We start from the raw sequence: 16,315 nt of genomic DNA, 5'->3' as shown, positions 1-16,315 counted from the left end.
GTGCAGCGTCCACGCTAGTCGGCGTCGCGTCGGCGCGACGCCCCTTTCGCTGGGAGCGCGCAACCTCACAGCCTCACGCCGGGACGCGGGTGTTCCCGGGTGGGTCCGGCAGATCGCGGAACGCCGCGGCAGCCAGGATCCGCTTCTGTTGACCGTTCCTCGGCGCCGCGATCCGCAGGTTCACCGAGACACCGTGATCGCTAGGCCGGATGTAGTAGCACTCGTCGGTGTCCGGGCAATAGATGCAGATGACGTCGACGGCGCCCTTGTCGATGGGTACCGAATGCACGCCGTGTCGATCCGCCCAGGTCGACCGCAGGTTCAGCTTGATGACCCCGGCACGCGCACATCGGTACTTCACCTGGACCCTGACGAACACGCCCGCCCGGTAGGCGACCAGGTCGAAGGCCGCATGCTCGGTGGCCGGGAAGAGCATGGTGTACCCCTTGGCCACCAGATCCGAGAACGCCTTCGCGACGCCCAGATCGCCTTTGTCCTTCGTGTGGTGCGAAGCCATCGACCCCTCCTCCTGGGCACCGCCCCACCGGGCTGATGTGCCGGCCGTCGGTTGCTGAAAGGGAATCGATGAGGTGTAAATTACGACTGTCCGATCTGCCCCCGTGGCGCAACGGATAGCGCAGCGGGTTTCTACCCCGTAGGTTGCAGGTTCGAATCCTGTCGGGGGTGCTTTTTCACCATGTGCGGGTCCGCCGGCAACCCGATGTCGTCTGACCCGACCATAACGCGCCCCACCGACACGTCACGCCGAGTCGCTGTCAGTCCGTGGTCGTCTGCAGCTCGTCGAACGCCGCACCCAGGTTCGGCCGGATGGTCAGGACATCGGCCAAGCCGACCAGCTCGAGTGGTCGACGGGTGATCGGCCCATCGGCCACCACCACCAGCGGCACCTCCGGTATCAGCTGCTGATGGGTCTCCACCAGCACCGACATGCCATAGGAGGCCAACAACTCGGTATCGGTCAGGTCCACGATGACGGCCGTCGGTTGTTTCTTCAGCGCGGCAGCGATGACCTGCTGCAACGTCGGCGCGGTCACCATGTCGATGGCTCCGGCGCAGCTGACGACGACCGTCGTGTCATGCCAGGATTCGGAGCAGACACACGGGGACGGGATGGGCTCAAGTCGGTCGGGCATGGACACCTCGCGCAAAAGTCGACTCCGGGCGCAATGTCTCGCGGGGCTACTTCTTAACCAAACAAGCTAGAACGCCGAGTACCACCGAGCCTAACGTAAAGATCCGGTCCCAAACGGGTCGCGGCACCCGAGCGGACGGCAATTCGCCGACCTGGCACGCTGTGCACCGTAGTCGGGGACAGAACGGGGAGGTCTACCCATTTCGCGTCAGAACGCTGATGACGTGACCGTCGAGGGCTTGCTGCCGCCCGGCACCGTCATCGACCTGGACAATTGCGCGCGGGAACCCATCCACATTCCCGGCAGTGTCCAGCCGCGCGGTGTGCTCGCAGTGGTCCGCGAACCCAGTTTCGAGATCCGGCAGATCAGCGCGAACGTCGACGACCTGCTGGGACGTTCCGTCCACGAGGTGCTCAACCAGGATCTGTCGGCTCTCATCGGGATCGATCAGGCCAACCTGATCAGGCAGGCCGCCGCGACATTCGGGGATCTGCGCCAACGCAACCCTCTCGAGCTGACCATGGAGGTCGGCGGACTTACCCGGCCCTTTGACGCGCTGCTGCATCGTGAACCCGGCGGGATCCTGCTCATCGAGATCGAGATGGCGTACGGCGAGCGCCCCTTCTCGTTCCCCAATACCTACCAGGCCGTACGCAACTCGGTGGAGGAGCTGAATCGCGCCGACGGGCTCAGGGCCCTCTACGACACCGCGGCGCAGGCGGTGCGCGAGCTGACCGGATTCGACCGCGTCATGGTGTACCGATACGACCGCGACTACAACGGCGAGGTTGTCGCCGAGAACAAGCGCGAGGATCTCAATTCCTTTCTCGGGCTTCACTATCCGGCCAGCGACATACCCGCTCAAGCACGCGCGATGTACGAGAAGAGTTGGCTGCGCCTGATCTCCGACGTCGACTACACACCGGCACCGCTGGTGCCACCCATGAACCCCGACAGTGGGACACCGGTGGACCTGACCCACGCCACCCTGCGCAGCGTTTCCCCCATTCACATCGAGTACCTGAAGAACATGGGCGTGCGCGCGTCGATGTCGATCTCACTGTTGCGCCACGGACGACTGTGGGGTCTGATCGCCTGTCATCACTACGCCGGGCCGCACCTGCCGCCCTATGGTGCGCGCGCCGCCGCCGAGTTCCTCGGTTCGACATTGTCGCTGCGCATGGTCGACCGGTTCGATGAAGACCAGTTACGCGAACAGCTCGCCGCCCAATCGCTGCTGAGCCATCTGACCGCGGCCACGCACAACGACGCCGAACCTCTGGCCACCACCCTTCTGGGGACTCCCAGCGTGCTCGACCTGCTACCCGCCACCGGCGTCGTGGTCAACGTCGGCGGTGAGTACGGCGCGCTGGGTTCGCCACCGGCTCCCGAGCAGGTCGCGGCCGTCGCGGCGTGGGCTCGCAGCACCGGTGAGGAGATCGCGGTCACCGAAAGCCTGTCACGTGACGTGCCTGCGGTGCCGGTCGATCCAGAGATCGCTGCCGGGGCGTTGGCGCTGAATCTGCCGGAGGACCAGTACGTCATCTGGTTCCGCGACGAGGCCGTCCGCTCAGTCGACTGGGGTGGCGACCCGCACAACAAGGCGATCGCCGTACAGGAGGGTGACCAGATCCGGCTCAGCCCGCGCAAATCCTTCGATCGTTGGCGGGAGGTGGTCGACAAGTGCAGTGAGCCGTGGGCCCCCATCCAACTGGAGTCGGCCGAGGGGTTACGCGCCAACCTGGTCGAGGAGCTCTACCGCCGGACCCGCAGCGCGCTTCGCGTGGCCGAGGTGCTGCAACGCAGCTTGCTACCGGAATCCATCCCGACCGTCGAGGGCTGGGAATTGTCCGCCGACTACCGTCCTGCGGCCGGCGGACGAGTCGGCGGCGACTGGTACGACGCGTTCGAACTCCGCGATGGCCGGCTGGTCGTCCTGCTCGGTGACGTGGCCGGCCACGGCCTTGCCGCGGCGGGAACCATGGCTCAGTTGCGAAATGTACTGCGGGCCAATCTGTTCGCCGGCGCCACGCCCGGAACGGCTATCAGTGATCTGAACTCGTTCAGCGTCCACCTGATGCCCCGCACGTTCGCCACCGTCATCGTCGCCCGGATCGATATCCGCACCGGCCATGTGGAGGCGTCCTCCGCCGGTCATCTCATGCCGTTCATCACCGGGTCGGTTGACGACACGCCCACCGCGGCACCGATCAAACTGTCGCCGCCGATCGGCGTCCGGGGCGCGACCTATGTCACCAGCGAGTTCGACTTGGAGCCCGGCCAGTTCATGGTGATGTTCTCGGACGGGCTGGTGGAACGGCGGACCGCCTCGATAGACGAAGGTCTGCAGCGCTTGTCTACCCAACTCGCGGCGTCCCGGGATCGACGTGCGCCGAGGGTGTCGGCGGCGATGACACCCAACGACACCGACGATGACGTCACCGTCATCATCCTGGGCCGCCGGTGAACAGCCGTGCCGACACACCTTGAGGAGATTGCAATGCCGGTGACCGTGTTCCTCGAACTCCGTTTCCAGCCGGGTGCCGTCGCACGTGCCCGCGACGTCATGGGGCGGGCGCTCCACGACACCCGGGCGTTCGCCGGCAACATCAGCACCGAGGTCCTGATCGACGAGGACGACGAAACGCATTGGGTGATAAGCGAAGTATGGGAGTCAGTCGAGCACGACGAGGCTTACCGAGCGTTTCGCGCCGGCGCCGGCAAGCTCGCCGAGCTGCCGCCACTGTTGAGCGCACCACCGAAGAAGACGCGGTACGTCACGTCCGACATGTGATGCCGATGGCCGCAACGGATGACTACTGGAATCACAACACGGCTTACCATCCGTGGCTGCTCACGCTCGCCCGTCGAGACGGTCATGCACTCGATGTGGGGTGCGGCGATGGCCTGCTGGCGCAGCGCCTTGCCACGGTGTCACGAGCGGTGACCGCGCTGGATCCCGACCAGGCGGCGATTACGCGGGCCCGCGACCGGATCGGAACCGGGACGAGGGTCTCGGTGCAGAACTGCTCATTCGACGATTTCGATTCCGGCGGAGATCGTTTCGACCTGATCACGTTCGTCGCCAGCCTGCATCACATGGATCTGTGCACGACGCTGCAGAGAGCCCGCGGTCTGTTGGCTCCGGGAGGGACCATCGCCGTCGTCGGGCTGAGCGCCAATACCTCGGTCGGTGACTGGCTGATCTCGGCCCTGTGCCTTCCCGCGGTGCGCCTCGGATCACGTTGGCATCGGGAACATCCCGATATCGGCGTGGTCGTCGCCGACCCGCGCGAGTCTCTTACCGAGATTCGACGCGTGGCCTGCGACGTCCTGCCTGGCGTGACGATCCGCCGAGCCCTGTACTACCGGTACCTACTGCGCTGGACGCTGCCCGACTGACCGGTCACCAGTCGTCGGACCGAATACCCGCAGTGGCGTCCGGCATGACGCTGCCGGTGCCCGGCGTCGACAGGGACCAGCCGCCGACTCCCTCACACACCAGGTCGGTGGGCATCGACACCTGCGACGGCACCGGGACGCCCAATCCGGAGATACCCGGCATGTTCAGCTGCGGGGTGGGAAGCATTCCGGTCAGCCCACCGACGCCAGACGGGGCGGCCAGCGAGGGTTGCGGAAGCATTTCGGCCAACACGCCCGTGACACCGGCCAGCGGAGCCATCACCATGCCCGGAAGACCGGACGCGGCGCCGGCCGCCGGGAGGATCGCGCCCGGAATACCGGCGAACGCGGTTCCACCGCCTGCTGCTGCGGCAGGTGCGCCGACACCGACCGCACCGGCCGGGGCAGCCGCCTGGACTGCGGCCACCGCGGGCGCGGTCACCGCCTGTACGGCTCCGAGCCCGCCTGTGCTGGCCATCAGGGGGCCGACAGCGGCGGCGTTCACGCCGCCCGCACCCGCACCACCGGCACCGCCCGCTCCTGCACCAGCCGCGCCGCCACCGGCCGCGCCGCCACCGGCACCACCCGCACCACCGGCCGCACCACCGCCGCCGGCACCACCTGCAGCGCCGCCCGCTCCTGCTCCGCCGGCGCCACCGGCACCTGCTCCGCCGGCACCACCACCAGCGGCACCGCCGCCGCCACCGGCACCACCCGCACCACCGGCCGCACCACCGCCACCGGCACCGCCCGCACCCGCGCCACCAGCACCACCACCAGCGGCGCCACCGCCGCCACCGGCACCACCCGCACCACCGGCCGCACCACCGCCACCGGCACCACCGGCACCGGGGATCGCGACCGCAGCCGCGTCCTCGATCGGTGCACCGGCTGCACGCGCAGCGGCATCGTCGAGGGCCGCGCCGGGCAATCCGCCGGCACCAGGGGCTCCACCTGCGCCCGGCAGACCGGCACCAGGCGCACCTGCTGCGCCCGCGGCATCGACGAGCGCCGCCGCGGGACCTTCACCGTTGAGTCCTGTGCTGGCCAGTAGCGGTCCTACACCCGCACTATCCATCAGGGGGGCGCCACCACCCACGGGAGCACCGCCACCCACCGGGGCGCCACCACCCACGGGAGCACCGCCACCCACCGGGGCGCCACCACCCACGGGAGCGCCACCACCGACCGGAGCGCCACCACCGGCAGCACCACCGGCAGGAGCGCCGCCACCGGCAGCACCACCCGCCGGCGCACCACCACCGGCAGCACCACCCGCCGGCGCACCACCGACTGCAGCCGCCGGAGCACCGGCACCACCGGCGCCCGCACCGCCACCAGCCGCGCCGGCACCACCTGCGCCACCACCGGCCGCGCCCGCGCCACCGGTACCACCGGCAGCCTGCAGAGCCGCACCGGATCCGCCGCCGGTCGCCGCGCCTGCGTCAGCGATCACCGCAGCGGGCGCGCCTCCGACAGCGGCGCCCGGAGCGCCGCCGACCACCGCACCGGGGGCACCGCCCCCTGCGACGCCGGGAACTCCGATACCCGGAACACTGACGCTCGGTATGTCGACATCGATGGGCACCGACAGCTCCACCGGTGGAGACGAGATCTCCGCGGGCGGGCCCGACACCTGCACCGGCGGGGCATGCACCTCGACCGGCGGGGCCGCAACTTCGACAGGGGGTGCGTGCACCTCGACGGGAGGCACCGCTACCTCGACTGGGGGCACCGCCACCTCGACCGGCGGAACCGCGGCGGCGAGTTCAACCGGCGCACCGGTCACCCCACCGCCCTCGATGACTCCGGCAGCGGGGACAGCACCTGCACCGCCGACACCACCACCACCGGTGGCGCCACCACCAGCTGCACCGCCACCGGCCGCACCACCACCGCCAGCGCCACCGCCTGCAGCACCACCACCGGCACCGCCGCCGGCCGCACCACCGCCGCCACCAGCCGCTCCACCGCCAGCGCCGCCACCCGCCGCGCCACCACCACCAGCGCCGCCACCGGCACCACCGGCGTCAGCACCACCGATTGCTGCCGCGGGGGCCGCACCTTCGCCGCCGCCGACCACCGGCGCGACAGCGGCCGCGGGTGCGGCTGCTGCACCGTCGACCACCGCAGCGGCAGGGACCGGCACCTCGATCGCGGGTGGCGGGGCCACCGCGGCGGCATCGACCAGCTCACCCGCGGGAACGCCTGCCGGAGCCGCCACACCGGCTGCCGGATGAATTGCGGCACCACCCGGAACACCACCGGGGGCACCTCCGCCAGCTCCGCCCGCACCAGGGGCTCCGCCACCACCGACCGCGCCCGCGGCGTCGGCAAGCGGAGCGCCACCGGGAACTCCCCCGCCACCGGGCGCCGCACCAGCGGCATCGACGATCGCTGCGCCCGGCGCGCCGCCGGCTCCCGGAACGCCGCCTGCCAACGGAGCACCGGCTCCCGCGGCATCGATCAACGGAGCGCCTGCTGCGACGGGAGCACCGGCCCCACCGGCACCCGCTCCACCGCCAGCTCCGGCACCTGCGCCGCCGGCACCGCCCGCACCACCGGCACCGCCACCGGCCGCGCCGGCACCACCAGCTCCACCGGCACCGCCCGCGCCAGCTCCACCAGCTCCGCCCGCACCAGCACCGGCTCCACCAGCTCCGCCCGCACCAGCACCGGCTCCACCAGCACCGCCACCAGCCGCACCGCCACCACCGGCCGCGCCGGCTCCACCGGTTCCACCTCCGGTCGCACCCGCCGCCGGGAAAGCACCGGCCGCGGTCGCCGGGGGCACGACAACCGGCGCGGCACCGCCGCCGGTGAACGGCGCGGCGATGCCCTGCAACGACTGGCCGAGATCAGGCGGCGATGCGGCGAGGTTCTGCACCATGCCGACACACGGCACGCCGCCGGCGCTCGACTGCAACGCAGGTTGCGCATCGGCCGTCGCTATCAACAACAGCGGCGGCGTGCACAAAGCCGCCGCAGCAAAAATGCTGACAGCCAAACGATTTGACCTACTCACCATGTCATCCCCAAGCGTTTTCAAATTGACGTCGCAGTCAGGGAAGAAGGTAAATGACATCCATGAAACTCACAGGCGCGCCAAACGGGACGGTTACCGTTCCGATGCAAAGGAGATCCGGGCCCGTGACAGAACAACGGCGAAATCCCAGATAACCGTCGAAACGCCGACATACCTGCACGCCGACCCGGCCGTGCCGATCCGTAGCCTTGGCCGCATGACCGACCTCGTCCTCGTCGACATCGCCGATCGCATCGCGACCATCACCGTCAACGATCCCGATCGGCGCAACGCCGTCACCGCCGAGATCTCGGCAGGCCTGCGCGCCGCGGTCGAGGCCGCAGAGGCCGACACCAATGTGCATGCGGTCATCGTCACCGGGGCAGGCAAGGCCTTCTGCGCAGGAGCCGACCTGACCGCACTCGGTGAGGCGGCCGAGGACGGACTGCGCGTCATCTATGACGGCTTCCTGGCCGTGGCCGATTGCTCCCTGCCGACCATCGCCGCGGTCAACGGCGCCGCCGTCGGCGCGGGCCTGAACCTGGCACTCGCCGCAGACGTCCGCATCGCGGGTCCGGCGGCATTGTTCGATCCCCGCTTCCAGAAACTGGGCATCCATCCCGGCGGCGGCGCCACCTGGATGCTGCAGCGCGGCGTAGGACCCCAGGTCGCCCGGGCCGCGTTGCTGTTCGGCAAGCGTTTCGACGCACAGGAGGCGGTGCGGTACGGGCTGGCGCTCGACATCGCCGACGACCCGGTGGCCGCCGCGCGTGAACTGGCTGCCGGTCCGGCCGGTGCACCGCGCGATGTGGTGATGGCGACCAAGGCCTCGATGCGGGCGACCGCCAATCCCGGCGTCGTGGACAGCGACCAGCACGCCATCGCCGTCGACATCGAGATCACCCCGCAGGCGCGCTCCATCGAGTCCCCGGAGTTCCAGAGCCGGTTGTCCGCGGCAAAGCGACGTTAGAGGTCGGCCAGCGCCAGCTCCGGCGCCTCCACCAACTCACGCAGATCGGTCAGGAACGCCGCGGCCTGCGCGCCGTCGATGATCCGGTGGTCGAACGCGCAGCTCAGCTCCATCGTCGCGCGCGCAACCACCGCGCCGTCGACGACCACCGCACGTGGCTTCAGCGAGCCCATCCCGAGGATCGCGGCCTCGGGATAGTTGATCACCGGTACACCCGAATCCAGGCCGAGCGCACCGAAGTTCGACACAGTGAACGTCGACCCCATCAGTTCGGCCGGACGCAATGTCCCGCCGCGCGCCCCGTCGATGACGCGTGCCACCTCGGCGGCGAGCGCGCGGGTGGTGCGCTGCTGCGCATCGGTGACCACGGGAACGAGCAGTCCGCGCGGCGTGGCCACACCCACGCCGAGGTGCACCGAAGAATGCCGGTGGACGCGCGGACCATCGGCGGTGTCCACCCATGTCGCGTTCAGGAGCGGATGTCGGGTCAACACCGATGTCAACAGTCGCAGCGTCAGCGCGAACGACGTGATATCGAGCCGGCGCGAGAGCCCCTGCAGCGCCGTCCCATCGACCACCACAGCGGCATGAGCATCGGGAATCTTGCTCCGCGACAGCGCCATCCGCTTCGCCATCTCGACCTGCACGCCGGAAAGCGGCACCATGTCCGGGGGCGCCGAAGCGGCCAGCACGTCATCACGGGTGACGATGCCGTCGGGGCCGGTCGGCGTCAGCGAGGTCAGCTCGACGCCATTCTCGCGAGCCAACTTTCGGACCGACGGCTTGGCGCGGGCACGACGGGACGTATCCATTCGATCATCGGCGCCGTAGCCCACCAGCACCGGACCGGATCCGGAATTCTCGGCAACACCTATGCGCACCAGGACGGCACCGACGGCAAGCGTCTCCCCCACGGCTCCGCCGAGTTCGACTATCCGGCCGGCGTGCGGGCTCGGGATCTCGACCTCGGCCTTGTTGGTCTCCAACGTGCACAGCACCTGGTTGAGTTCGACGGTGTCGCCCACCGCCACCGACCAGCCGGTGATGGTGGCTTCCTCCAACCCTTCCCCGAGGTCGGGCACCCGGAACTCCCGGGTGCTCATTGCGCCATCACCTTCTCGACGCAGTCCAGCAGCCGATCCACCCCTGGTAACCACAGCTTTTCCAGCCGCGCCGGTGGGTACGGCGTGTCGAATCCGGTGGCCCGCAACACCGGAGCCTCCAGGTCGTAGAACAGCTCCTCGGAGATGCGAGCCGCCAGTTCGGCACCGAAGCCCAGCGTGCGCGGCCCCTCGTGCATGACCACGCACCGGCCGGTGCGCCGCACCGAATCGGAAATGGTGTCGAAGTCCAACGGGTTCAGCGTCCGCAGGTCCACGACCTCGACGTCGACACCTCGATCCGCCGCCGACTCGCCGGCATTGAGGGCGACATCCACCAGACCCCCATAGGTGAGCACCGTGACGTGTTCACCGGGACGCCGGATGGCCGCACGCCCGAAGGGCAGCTCGGCGGACTCGGTGTCGACGATTCCCCTGGTCCAGTACCGCCGCTTCGGCTCCAGGTAGGCGACCGGGTCCGGGCAACTGATCGATTGCCGCAGTAGCCAATACGCATCCGACGGCGTCGAGGGGACCACCACCTTCAAACCGGCGGTGTGCAACCAATAGGTCTCGGTGGACTCCGAATGATGCTCGACCGCGCCTATTCCGCCGAAGGACGGGATGCGCACGGTCACCGGCATGTCGACGTCACCGTGGGTGCGCATCCGATATTTGGCCAGATGACTGACCATTTGGTCGAAGGCCGGGGCGGAGAACCCGTCGAACTGGATTTCCGGCACCGGGACGAACCCACGGATCGCCATCCCTATCGCGATACCGATGATCGCCGACTCGGCCAGCGGCGTGTCGAAACACCGCTGTTCGCCGTATGTTTCGGCCAATCCATCGGTCACCCGGAACACGCCACCGAGTCGGGCGACATCCTCGCCGAACACCAGGACCCGCTCGTCGGCGGCCATCGCGTCGTGCAGTCCCTGATTGACGGCCTGTGCCAGGGTCATGGTCAACAACGACGGCCGGGGTTCGCCGAAGTCGCCCATCGGCGGTCGTTCGATGATCTGGGTCATCTCAGGACTCCTTCCCCAGCTCGATGAGCAACTCCTCGCGTTGGCGGGCCAACTCCGGGGTGATGTCGTGGTAGACGGTGTCGAACACCTCGGCGATATCGGGATCGGGCGCGCCGATCAGCGCCTTCCGCAGGTCCGTGCGCAGCCGCGCCGCCCTGCCGGCAACCCGCTCGGCGAGTCGGTCGGTCAGCACCCCGGTCGCTCGCAGGTACGCGGTGTACCGGGCGATCGGGTCGCGGGCCGCCCAGTCCTGGACGTCCGCGTCGGCGCGGTAGCGGGTGGGGTCGTCGGAGGTGGTGTGCGGCCCCATCCGATAGGTGACCGCCTCGATGAACGTCGGGCCACCACCATCGCGGGCACGCTGGGCGGCCTCGGACATGACGGCGAAGCAGGCCAGCACGTCATTGCCGTCGACGCGGACCGCGGGCATGCCGTAGCCGGCGGCCCGGTCGGCCAGCGAGGTGGCCGCATGCTGGCGGCGCTCCGGCGTCGAGATGGCGAACTGGTTGTTCTGGATGAAGAACACGGTGGGCGCAGCGAACACCGCGGCCAGGTTCAGCGCCTCGTGCGCATCGCCCTCGGAGGTGGCGCCGTCCCCCATGAAAGCCACCGTCACCGAGTCCTCGTCGAGGCGTTGGGCGGCCATCGCGGCACCGACGGCGTGCAATCCGTGGGTGCCGATTTGAATGGAGATCGGCGCGCAACATCTCTCGGTGAACGACAGGCCGCCGTGCCAGGACCCTCGCCACACCGCACCCATCTGTGCGGGTGAGATACCGCGGGTCAGGAACGCGCCGAGCTCGCGGTACTGCGGAAACAGCCAATCGGTCTTGCGCAGGCTTGCCGCCGCACCGATCTGCGCCGCCTCCTGCCCGCGACAGGACGCATAGAGCGCGAGCTCGCCCTGGCGCTGCAGGTTCACGAACTCGGTATCGAGTTCGCGGGTCAGCACCATCAGCTCATAGAGCCAGCTCAGCGTTTCCGGTGGAAGATCGCGTCGATATCGCGTCTCGGCGGTCGGGGCGCCATCGGCACCGACCAGTTGTAGGGGTGCAGAAATGACAGCCATACCGCCTCCTTCAGGGTGGCGGCATGTTCGGCCGCCGTTTCCTCGAGGTGCTCGGCACAGAGGCGGTCGTGCGACCCCTGGTCAGGGGCGCCGGCTAGCTACCGGGGTGGGGCGCAAGCTGGACGATCCGCTCGGCCCGCCGCAGTACCGGGGCATCCACCATTATGCCCTCGAAGGCGAATGCGCCCCGGTGGTTTGCCGCGGCGGCCAGGACGTGTCGCGCCCACTGCACCTGCTCCCCGGTGGGCGCGTAGCCGTCCCGGATCACGCTCACCTGCGTCGGGTGCAGCGCGACCTTGATATCGAAGCCGACGGCGACGGCGTCGTCGGTCTCGCGGCGCAACCCGTCCAGATCCTTGATGTCGATGTACACCGAGTCCAGCGCCAGCTTTCCGTGGGCCTTGGCCGCCAGCAACGACTGGGACCGGACATGTTTGGCGACGTCCCGGTAAGACCCGTCCGCGACACGGTTGGTGGTTCCGCCGAGGGCACCGAACAGGTCCTCCGCACCCCACATGACGCCGATGGTGTTGGCCGCCGCGGCGGTTTCGGTCACCGTCAGCGCGCCCAGCGGGGTCTCGACGATCAGGACTACCTGCAGCGGCGCCAGGGCCATTACCTGTTCGGGTGCCTCACATTTGGGCAACATGACGGTGGTGTAGCCGGTGCGGCCCAGGGCCTGCAAGTCCAGCCGCTGGTCCTCGGTGCCGTGCGGGTTGATCCGGATGACGGTGCGAGCCGGGTCCAGCGGGGTGCCGACGATCGCGTCGCGGGCGGCCGGTTTGTCACCTGCACCGTCCTCGAGGTCGAGGATGACGACATCGGCGGCGGCCGCGGCCTTGGCGAAGCGTTCGGGACGATCGGCCGGGCAGAAGATCCATGCCGGACCATTGTTGGCGAAACTCACCGGTTCTCCTGTGGCCTCTTGCGCACCATGGTCTTTCGCGATGCCGTTGCGACGATGTCACCGTGCTGGTTGCGGCCGACGTGGGCGAAGGTGACGATCCCTTCGCCGGGGCGGCTCTTGGACTCTCGCTTGTCGACGACCTCGGACTCGGCGTACAGCGTGTCACCGTGGAAAAGCGGCTTCGGGAAGGCGATTTCGGAGAATCCGAGGTTGCCGACGATGGTGCCCTGGGTCAGTTGCGCCACCGAGAGACCGACAAGGGTCGACAACGTGAACATGGAGTTGACCAGTCGCTGGTTGAACGGCGGCAGCGCATCGGCGAACGCGGCGTCCAGGTGCAACGCCTGGGTATTCATCGTCAAGGTGGTGAACAGGACGTTGTCGGCCTCGGTGATGGTGCGGCCGGGCCGATGAAGGTACAGCACCCCGGTCTCGAACTCCTCGAACCACAGCCCGCGCTGCTCGACGACCTTTCTGGGTTCCCCGGCCGCCGTCACAGGCCCATCCCCCGCGCGATGAGCATCAGCTGCACTTCGGTTGTGCCCTCGCCGATCTCGAGGATCTTGGAGTCGCGGTAGTGACGGGCCACCGAGTACTCGTTCATGAACCCGTAGCCGCCGAAGATCTGGGTGGCGTCGCGGGCGTTGTCCATGGCCGCCTCGCTGGACACCAGCTTGGCCACCGACGCCGCCTTCTTGAAGGGTTTGCCCGCCAGCATCAGCGCGGCGGCGTCGTAGTACGCGGTGCGCGCGACGTGGGCGCGCGCCTCCATCCTGGCGATCTTGAAGGCGATGGCCTGGTAGCTGCCGATGGCCGCACCGAACGCCTCGCGTTCCTTGGCGTATTTCACGCACTCGTCCACGCAACCCTGGGCGGCGCCGACCGACAGCGCGGCGATCGCGATGCGGCCTTCGTCGAGGATGCTCAGGAAGTTGGCGTACCCGCGGCCGCGTGCGCCGAGCAGATTCTCCTGCGGCACCCGCACGTCGTCGAAGCTCAACGGATGGGTGTCCGAGGCGTTCCAGCCGACCTTGTTGTAGGCCGGTTCGGCGGTGAACCCCGGCGTCGGGACCGGCACCAGGATGGCCGAGATCTCCTTCTTGCCCTCGGTCTCGCCGGTGACGGCCGTGACGGTGACGAGCTTGGTGATATCGGTCCCGGAATTGGTGATGAACTGCTTGGAGCCGTTGATGACCCAGTCCGAACCATCCTCCTTCGCCGTCGTCTTGGTGGCACCGGCATCGCTGCCGCCGCCGGCCTCGGTGAGCCCGAAGGCGCCCAGCGCCTTACCGCTGGCCAGCAGCGGCAGCCACTGCTGCTTCTGCGCCTCGTTGCCGAACCGGTAGACCGGCATGGCGCCGAGGGAGACACCGGCTTCCAGGGTGATGGCCACGCTCTGGTCGACCTTGCCGAGTTCCTCCAGCGCCAGGCACAGGGCGAAGTAGTCGCCGCCCATGCCGCCGTACTCTTCGGGGAACGGGAGTCCGAAGAGTCCCATCTCGGCCATCCCGTCGACGACCTCATAGGGAAAGCTGTGCTCGGCATCGTGTGTGGCGGCCACCGGTGCCACGACGGCCTGCGCGAAGTCACGGACGGTCTTGGCCAGCTGCGCGTAATCGTCGGGCAGCGTGCCGGTGGAAAGGTAATCGGTCATCGTTGGGACTCCTTGCTTGCGGTGATGCGGGCAAGGGGCTGCCCGACCTTGACCTGGTCGCCGACGGCGACGAGTAGCTCGGCAATACCGTCGACGGGTGCTTTGAGCGCGTGTTCCATCTTCATCGCCTCGACGGTGACGACGACCTCCCCGGCGGACACATCGGCGCCGCTGTCGACTCCCACGGCGACCACCGATCCCGGCATGGGGCTGAGCAATTCGGCATCGCCGGCATGCGCGTCGTCAGCGCGCACCGATGCTTCGCGCACTTCGCGCACCAGGATGGTGTGGTCCGGGCCCGCCAGCCAGATATCGGCGCCGTCGGCGGCGACGACGAACTCGGCGCGCACGCCGTCGATTGAGAGGGTGAGCACCCGCCCCGTCAGTGCGGCGCTGATCTGCTGGGCTCCGCCGTGTTCGACGGTGGCCGTGGCAGATTCGGGTACACCGGTCAGGCGGACGTGCTCGACACGCGCCCCCGAGGCCACCCGCGTCACGGTCGGGGCGTGGGCCCCGGTGCGCCAGCCCGAGGGCGCCGACCACAGATCATCGCTGCGGTTCTGCCAGCCCTGCAGCCAACGGAACGTCGCGGCCGCGATCAGGTCTGCGTCATCGGCGTGCGGGGAAACGTACTCCGGCAACCGCCGGTCCAGCAGTCCGGTGTCGAGGCGGCCCGCGCGCACATCGGGATCGGCGAGCAGGAAGCGCAGGAAGTCGATGTTGGTGGTGACGCCGAGGATCGCGGTATCCGATAGCGCACGATCCAGACCACGCAGAGCCGCATCGCGGTCGGGGCCGTGGGCGATCACCTTGGCCAGCATCGGGTCGTAATCGCTGCCCACCACCGTTCCGGCGTAGATCCCCGAATCGACTCGCGTCGTGCCGATTCCCCGGTCATCGCCAGGTTCGACGACCTCGAGCACCGTGCCGCCGGTCGGCAGGAATCCGCTGCCGGGATCCTCGGCGTACACCCTCGCCTCGATGGCGTGCCCGGTGAGCGTGATATCGCTCTGCGTAAGGGGCAGCGGGTCGCCGGCCGCGATACGGATCTGCTGTTCGACCAGGTCGACGCCGGTGACCATCTCGGTCACCGGATGCTCCACCTGCAGGCGGGTGTTCATCTCCATGAAGAAGAACTCGTCTGGACGGTCGGCCGAGACGATGAACTCCACTGTGCCCGCCCCGGTGTAGTCGACGCTGCGTGCGGTGTTACATGCCGCCTCGCCGATCCGGGCCCGGGTCGGCGCATCCAACAGTGGCGACGGGGCCTCCTCGATGACCTTCTGGTGCCGGCGCTGCAGGCTGCATTCGCGCTCGCCGAGGTGGATCACGTTGCCGTGGTTGTCGGCCAGCACCTGGACCTCGATGTGCCGGGGATTCAACACGAACCGTTCCAGGAACAGCGTGTCGTCACCGAAAGCCGAGGCCGCTTCGCGCCGCGCCGAGACCAGGGCCGCCGGTAGTTCGGTGGCATCGTGGACCACCCGCATGCCCTTGCCGCCACCGCCCGCGGACGGTTTGACCAGGACCGGAAAACCGACATCGGGCGCGCCGGCGATCAGCTCATCGTCGGTCAGCCCGGGCCGCGAGATGCCGGGCACCACCGGGACGTCGAACTCCGAGACCGCCGCCTTGGCCGCGATCTTGTCACCCATCGTCTTGATCGCGCGCACCGGTGGGCCGATGAACACGATGCCCGCGGCGTGCAGGGCGGCCGCGAAATCTGCGTTCTCGGCCAGGAATCCGTATCCGGGATGCACGGCCTGCGCACCGGTCCGCCGGGCGGCATCGACGATGGCGTCGATGTTCAGATAGCTCTGCCGGGCCGCGGCCGGACCGATACGCACGCCCGTATCGGCCTCACGGACGTGGCGAGCACCGGCGTCGGCGTCGCTGTAGACCGCCACCGACCGGATGCCCAGCGCGCGCAGCGACCGGATGACGCGGACGGCTATCTCCCCGCGGTTGGCGACCAATACGGTGTGGAAGAGTTCGTTGACCAT

Annotated in this window: 19 protein-coding genes and 1 tRNA gene; 5 read left to right on the top strand and 15 right to left on the bottom strand. The window is 68.8% G+C overall.

Annotation, left to right across the window (positions count from 1 at the left end; translation table 11 throughout):
* Positions 1-73: 73 nt before the first annotated feature.
* The gene (locus G154_RS24185) at positions 74-517 is read right to left on the bottom strand and encodes a group I intron-associated PD-(D/E)XK endonuclease (RefSeq protein WP_019512141.1); all 444 of its coding nucleotides are present in this window, start codon (positions 515-517) and stop codon (positions 74-76) included.
* A gap of 97 nt (positions 518-614) precedes the next feature.
* On the opposite strand from G154_RS24185, the gene G154_RS24180 reads away from it, so the two are divergent.
* A tRNA-Arg gene (locus tag G154_RS24180) sits at positions 615-687 on the top strand.
* An 89-nt stretch (positions 688-776) separates the two neighbouring features.
* Here G154_RS24180 and G154_RS24175 read toward each other — a convergent pair.
* Positions 777-1,154 (bottom strand): STAS domain-containing protein, encoded by a 378-nt coding sequence (locus G154_RS24175; RefSeq protein ID WP_019512140.1) that lies wholly within the window; start codon positions 1,152-1,154, stop codon positions 777-779.
* Positions 1,155-1,377: 223 nt separating this feature from the next.
* On the opposite strand from G154_RS24175, the gene G154_RS24170 reads away from it, so the two are divergent.
* Genes G154_RS24170 through G154_RS24160 form a run of 3 tightly spaced genes read left to right on the top strand, consistent with a single transcriptional unit; the run spans position 1,378 to position 4,556 of the window.
* On the top strand, positions 1,378-3,621 hold the full coding sequence (locus G154_RS24170; protein WP_019512139.1) for a SpoIIE family protein phosphatase: 2,244 nt from the start codon (positions 1,378-1,380) through the stop codon (positions 3,619-3,621).
* Between the two features lie 33 nt (positions 3,622-3,654).
* Positions 3,655-3,948 carry a putative quinol monooxygenase gene (locus G154_RS24165; protein ID WP_019512138.1) on the top strand — a complete coding sequence of 98 codons (294 nt, stop codon included), beginning with the start codon at positions 3,655-3,657 and terminating at the stop codon, positions 3,946-3,948.
* On the top strand, positions 3,948-4,556 hold the full coding sequence (locus G154_RS24160) for a bifunctional 2-polyprenyl-6-hydroxyphenol methylase/3-demethylubiquinol 3-O-methyltransferase UbiG (protein ID WP_019512137.1): 609 nt from the start codon (positions 3,948-3,950) through the stop codon (positions 4,554-4,556). Before G154_RS24165 ends, G154_RS24160 begins: the two co-directional genes overlap by 1 nt.
* A 4-nt stretch (positions 4,557-4,560) precedes the next feature.
* Here the strand turns inward: G154_RS24160 and G154_RS26900 are convergent, their stop codons facing one another.
* From G154_RS26900 to G154_RS26880, 6 genes are all read right to left on the bottom strand, one after another.
* Entirely contained in the window at positions 4,561-5,061 is a 501-nt protein-coding gene (locus G154_RS26900; RefSeq protein WP_019512136.1) for a hypothetical protein, read from the bottom strand.
* A complete protein-coding gene (locus G154_RS26895) occupies positions 5,058-5,585 on the bottom strand; it encodes a hypothetical protein (protein WP_162181514.1) in 528 nt (175 codons plus the stop codon). The genes G154_RS26900 and G154_RS26895 overlap by 4 nt, the downstream gene beginning before the upstream one ends.
* 48 nt (positions 5,586-5,633) lie before the next feature.
* The gene (locus G154_RS26890; protein ID WP_192817340.1) at positions 5,634-5,942 is read right to left on the bottom strand and encodes a hypothetical protein; all 309 of its coding nucleotides are present in this window, start codon (positions 5,940-5,942) and stop codon (positions 5,634-5,636) included.
* Positions 5,943-6,008: 66 nt separating this feature from the next.
* Positions 6,009-6,134 (bottom strand): hypothetical protein, encoded by a 126-nt coding sequence (locus G154_RS27330; RefSeq protein WP_267885091.1) that lies wholly within the window; start codon positions 6,132-6,134, stop codon positions 6,009-6,011.
* A 207-nt stretch (positions 6,135-6,341) separates the two neighbouring features.
* A complete protein-coding gene (locus G154_RS26885; RefSeq protein WP_081650093.1) occupies positions 6,342-7,019 on the bottom strand; it encodes a hypothetical protein in 678 nt (225 codons plus the stop codon).
* 3 nt (positions 7,020-7,022) lie between these two features.
* Positions 7,023-7,289, bottom strand: coding sequence for a hypothetical protein (locus G154_RS26880; RefSeq protein WP_162827413.1), 267 nt, complete (start codon positions 7,287-7,289; stop codon positions 7,023-7,025).
* 509 nt (positions 7,290-7,798) lie between these two features.
* On the opposite strand from G154_RS26880, the gene G154_RS24135 reads away from it, so the two are divergent.
* Positions 7,799-8,551 (top strand): enoyl-CoA hydratase, encoded by a 753-nt coding sequence (locus G154_RS24135; RefSeq protein ID WP_019511642.1) that lies wholly within the window; start codon positions 7,799-7,801, stop codon positions 8,549-8,551.
* On the opposite strand, the gene G154_RS24130 is transcribed toward G154_RS24135, so the two are convergent.
* From G154_RS24130 to G154_RS24100, 7 genes are all read right to left on the bottom strand, one after another.
* Entirely contained in the window at positions 8,548-9,654 is a 1,107-nt protein-coding gene (locus tag G154_RS24130) for a dihydrolipoamide acetyltransferase family protein (RefSeq protein ID WP_019511641.1), read from the bottom strand. The genes G154_RS24135 and G154_RS24130 overlap by 4 nt on opposite strands.
* Entirely contained in the window at positions 9,651-10,655 is a 1,005-nt protein-coding gene (locus tag G154_RS24125; protein WP_234713164.1) for an alpha-ketoacid dehydrogenase subunit beta, read from the bottom strand. The genes G154_RS24130 and G154_RS24125 overlap by 4 nt, the downstream gene beginning before the upstream one ends.
* A 28-nt stretch (positions 10,656-10,683) precedes the next feature.
* Positions 10,684-11,751 carry a pyruvate dehydrogenase (acetyl-transferring) E1 component subunit alpha gene (pdhA, locus tag G154_RS24120; protein WP_019511639.1) on the bottom strand — a complete coding sequence of 356 codons (1,068 nt, stop codon included), beginning with the start codon at positions 11,749-11,751 and terminating at the stop codon, positions 10,684-10,686.
* Between the two features lie 94 nt (positions 11,752-11,845).
* Positions 11,846-12,658: a CoA ester lyase gene (locus G154_RS24115; protein WP_019511638.1), complete on the bottom strand. Its 813-nt coding sequence runs from the start codon at positions 12,656-12,658 to the stop codon at positions 11,846-11,848.
* Positions 12,655-13,155 carry a MaoC family dehydratase gene (locus tag G154_RS24110; protein WP_019511637.1) on the bottom strand — a complete coding sequence of 167 codons (501 nt, stop codon included), beginning with the start codon at positions 13,153-13,155 and terminating at the stop codon, positions 12,655-12,657. The genes G154_RS24115 and G154_RS24110 overlap by 4 nt, the downstream gene beginning before the upstream one ends.
* Complete coding sequence (locus G154_RS24105) at positions 13,152-14,312, bottom strand: acyl-CoA dehydrogenase family protein (RefSeq protein WP_019511636.1); 1,161 nt, start codon at positions 14,310-14,312, stop codon at positions 13,152-13,154. Before G154_RS24105 ends, G154_RS24110 begins: the two co-directional genes overlap by 4 nt.
* Complete coding sequence (locus tag G154_RS24100; protein WP_023986071.1) at positions 14,309-16,315, bottom strand: acetyl/propionyl/methylcrotonyl-CoA carboxylase subunit alpha; 2,007 nt, start codon at positions 16,313-16,315, stop codon at positions 14,309-14,311. Before G154_RS24100 ends, G154_RS24105 begins: the two co-directional genes overlap by 4 nt.

The sequence above is a fragment of the Mycobacterium sp. VKM Ac-1816D genome (genome assembly GCF_000416385.1).
Taxonomy (GTDB): domain Bacteria; phylum Actinomycetota; class Actinomycetes; order Mycobacteriales; family Mycobacteriaceae; genus Mycobacterium; species Mycobacterium neoaurum_A.
Note: the sequence above shows the minus strand (reverse complement) of the source record. Positions and strands in the feature narration are given on the sequence as shown.

Excerpts from the sequence above, each read along its gene's own strand:
- G154_RS24135 (WP_019511642.1), top strand. The coding sequence starts at position 7,799 with ATGACCGACCTCGTCCTCGTCGACATCGCCGATCGCATCGCGACCATC.
- G154_RS24175 (WP_019512140.1), bottom strand. The coding sequence starts at position 1,154 with ATGCCCGACCGACTTGAGCCCATCCCGTCCCCGTGTGTCTGCTCCGAA.
- G154_RS27330 (WP_267885091.1), bottom strand. The coding sequence starts at position 6,134 with ATGTCGACATACCGAGCGTCAGTGTTCCGGGTATCGGAGTTCCCGGCG.
- G154_RS24130 (WP_019511641.1), bottom strand. The coding sequence starts at position 9,654 with ATGAGCACCCGGGAGTTCCGGGTGCCCGACCTCGGGGAAGGGTTGGAG.
- G154_RS24100 (WP_023986071.1), bottom strand. The coding sequence starts at position 16,315 with ATGGTCAACGAACTCTTCCACACCGTATTGGTCGCCAACCGCGGGGAG.
- G154_RS24165 (WP_019512138.1), top strand. The coding sequence starts at position 3,655 with ATGCCGGTGACCGTGTTCCTCGAACTCCGTTTCCAGCCGGGTGCCGTC.
- G154_RS24105 (WP_019511636.1), bottom strand. The coding sequence starts at position 14,312 with ATGACCGATTACCTTTCCACCGGCACGCTGCCCGACGATTACGCGCAG.
- G154_RS24125 (WP_234713164.1), bottom strand. The coding sequence starts at position 10,655 with ATGGGCGACTTCGGCGAACCCCGGCCGTCGTTGTTGACCATGACCCTG.
- G154_RS26885 (WP_081650093.1), bottom strand. The coding sequence starts at position 7,019 with ATGCCGCGGGAGCCGGTGCTCCGTTGGCAGGCGGCGTTCCGGGAGCCG.
- pdhA (WP_019511639.1), bottom strand. The coding sequence starts at position 11,751 with ATGGCTGTCATTTCTGCACCCCTACAACTGGTCGGTGCCGATGGCGCC.
- G154_RS24160 (WP_019512137.1), top strand. The coding sequence starts at position 3,948 with ATGCCGATGGCCGCAACGGATGACTACTGGAATCACAACACGGCTTAC.
- G154_RS24185 (WP_019512141.1), bottom strand. The coding sequence starts at position 517 with ATGGCTTCGCACCACACGAAGGACAAAGGCGATCTGGGCGTCGCGAAG.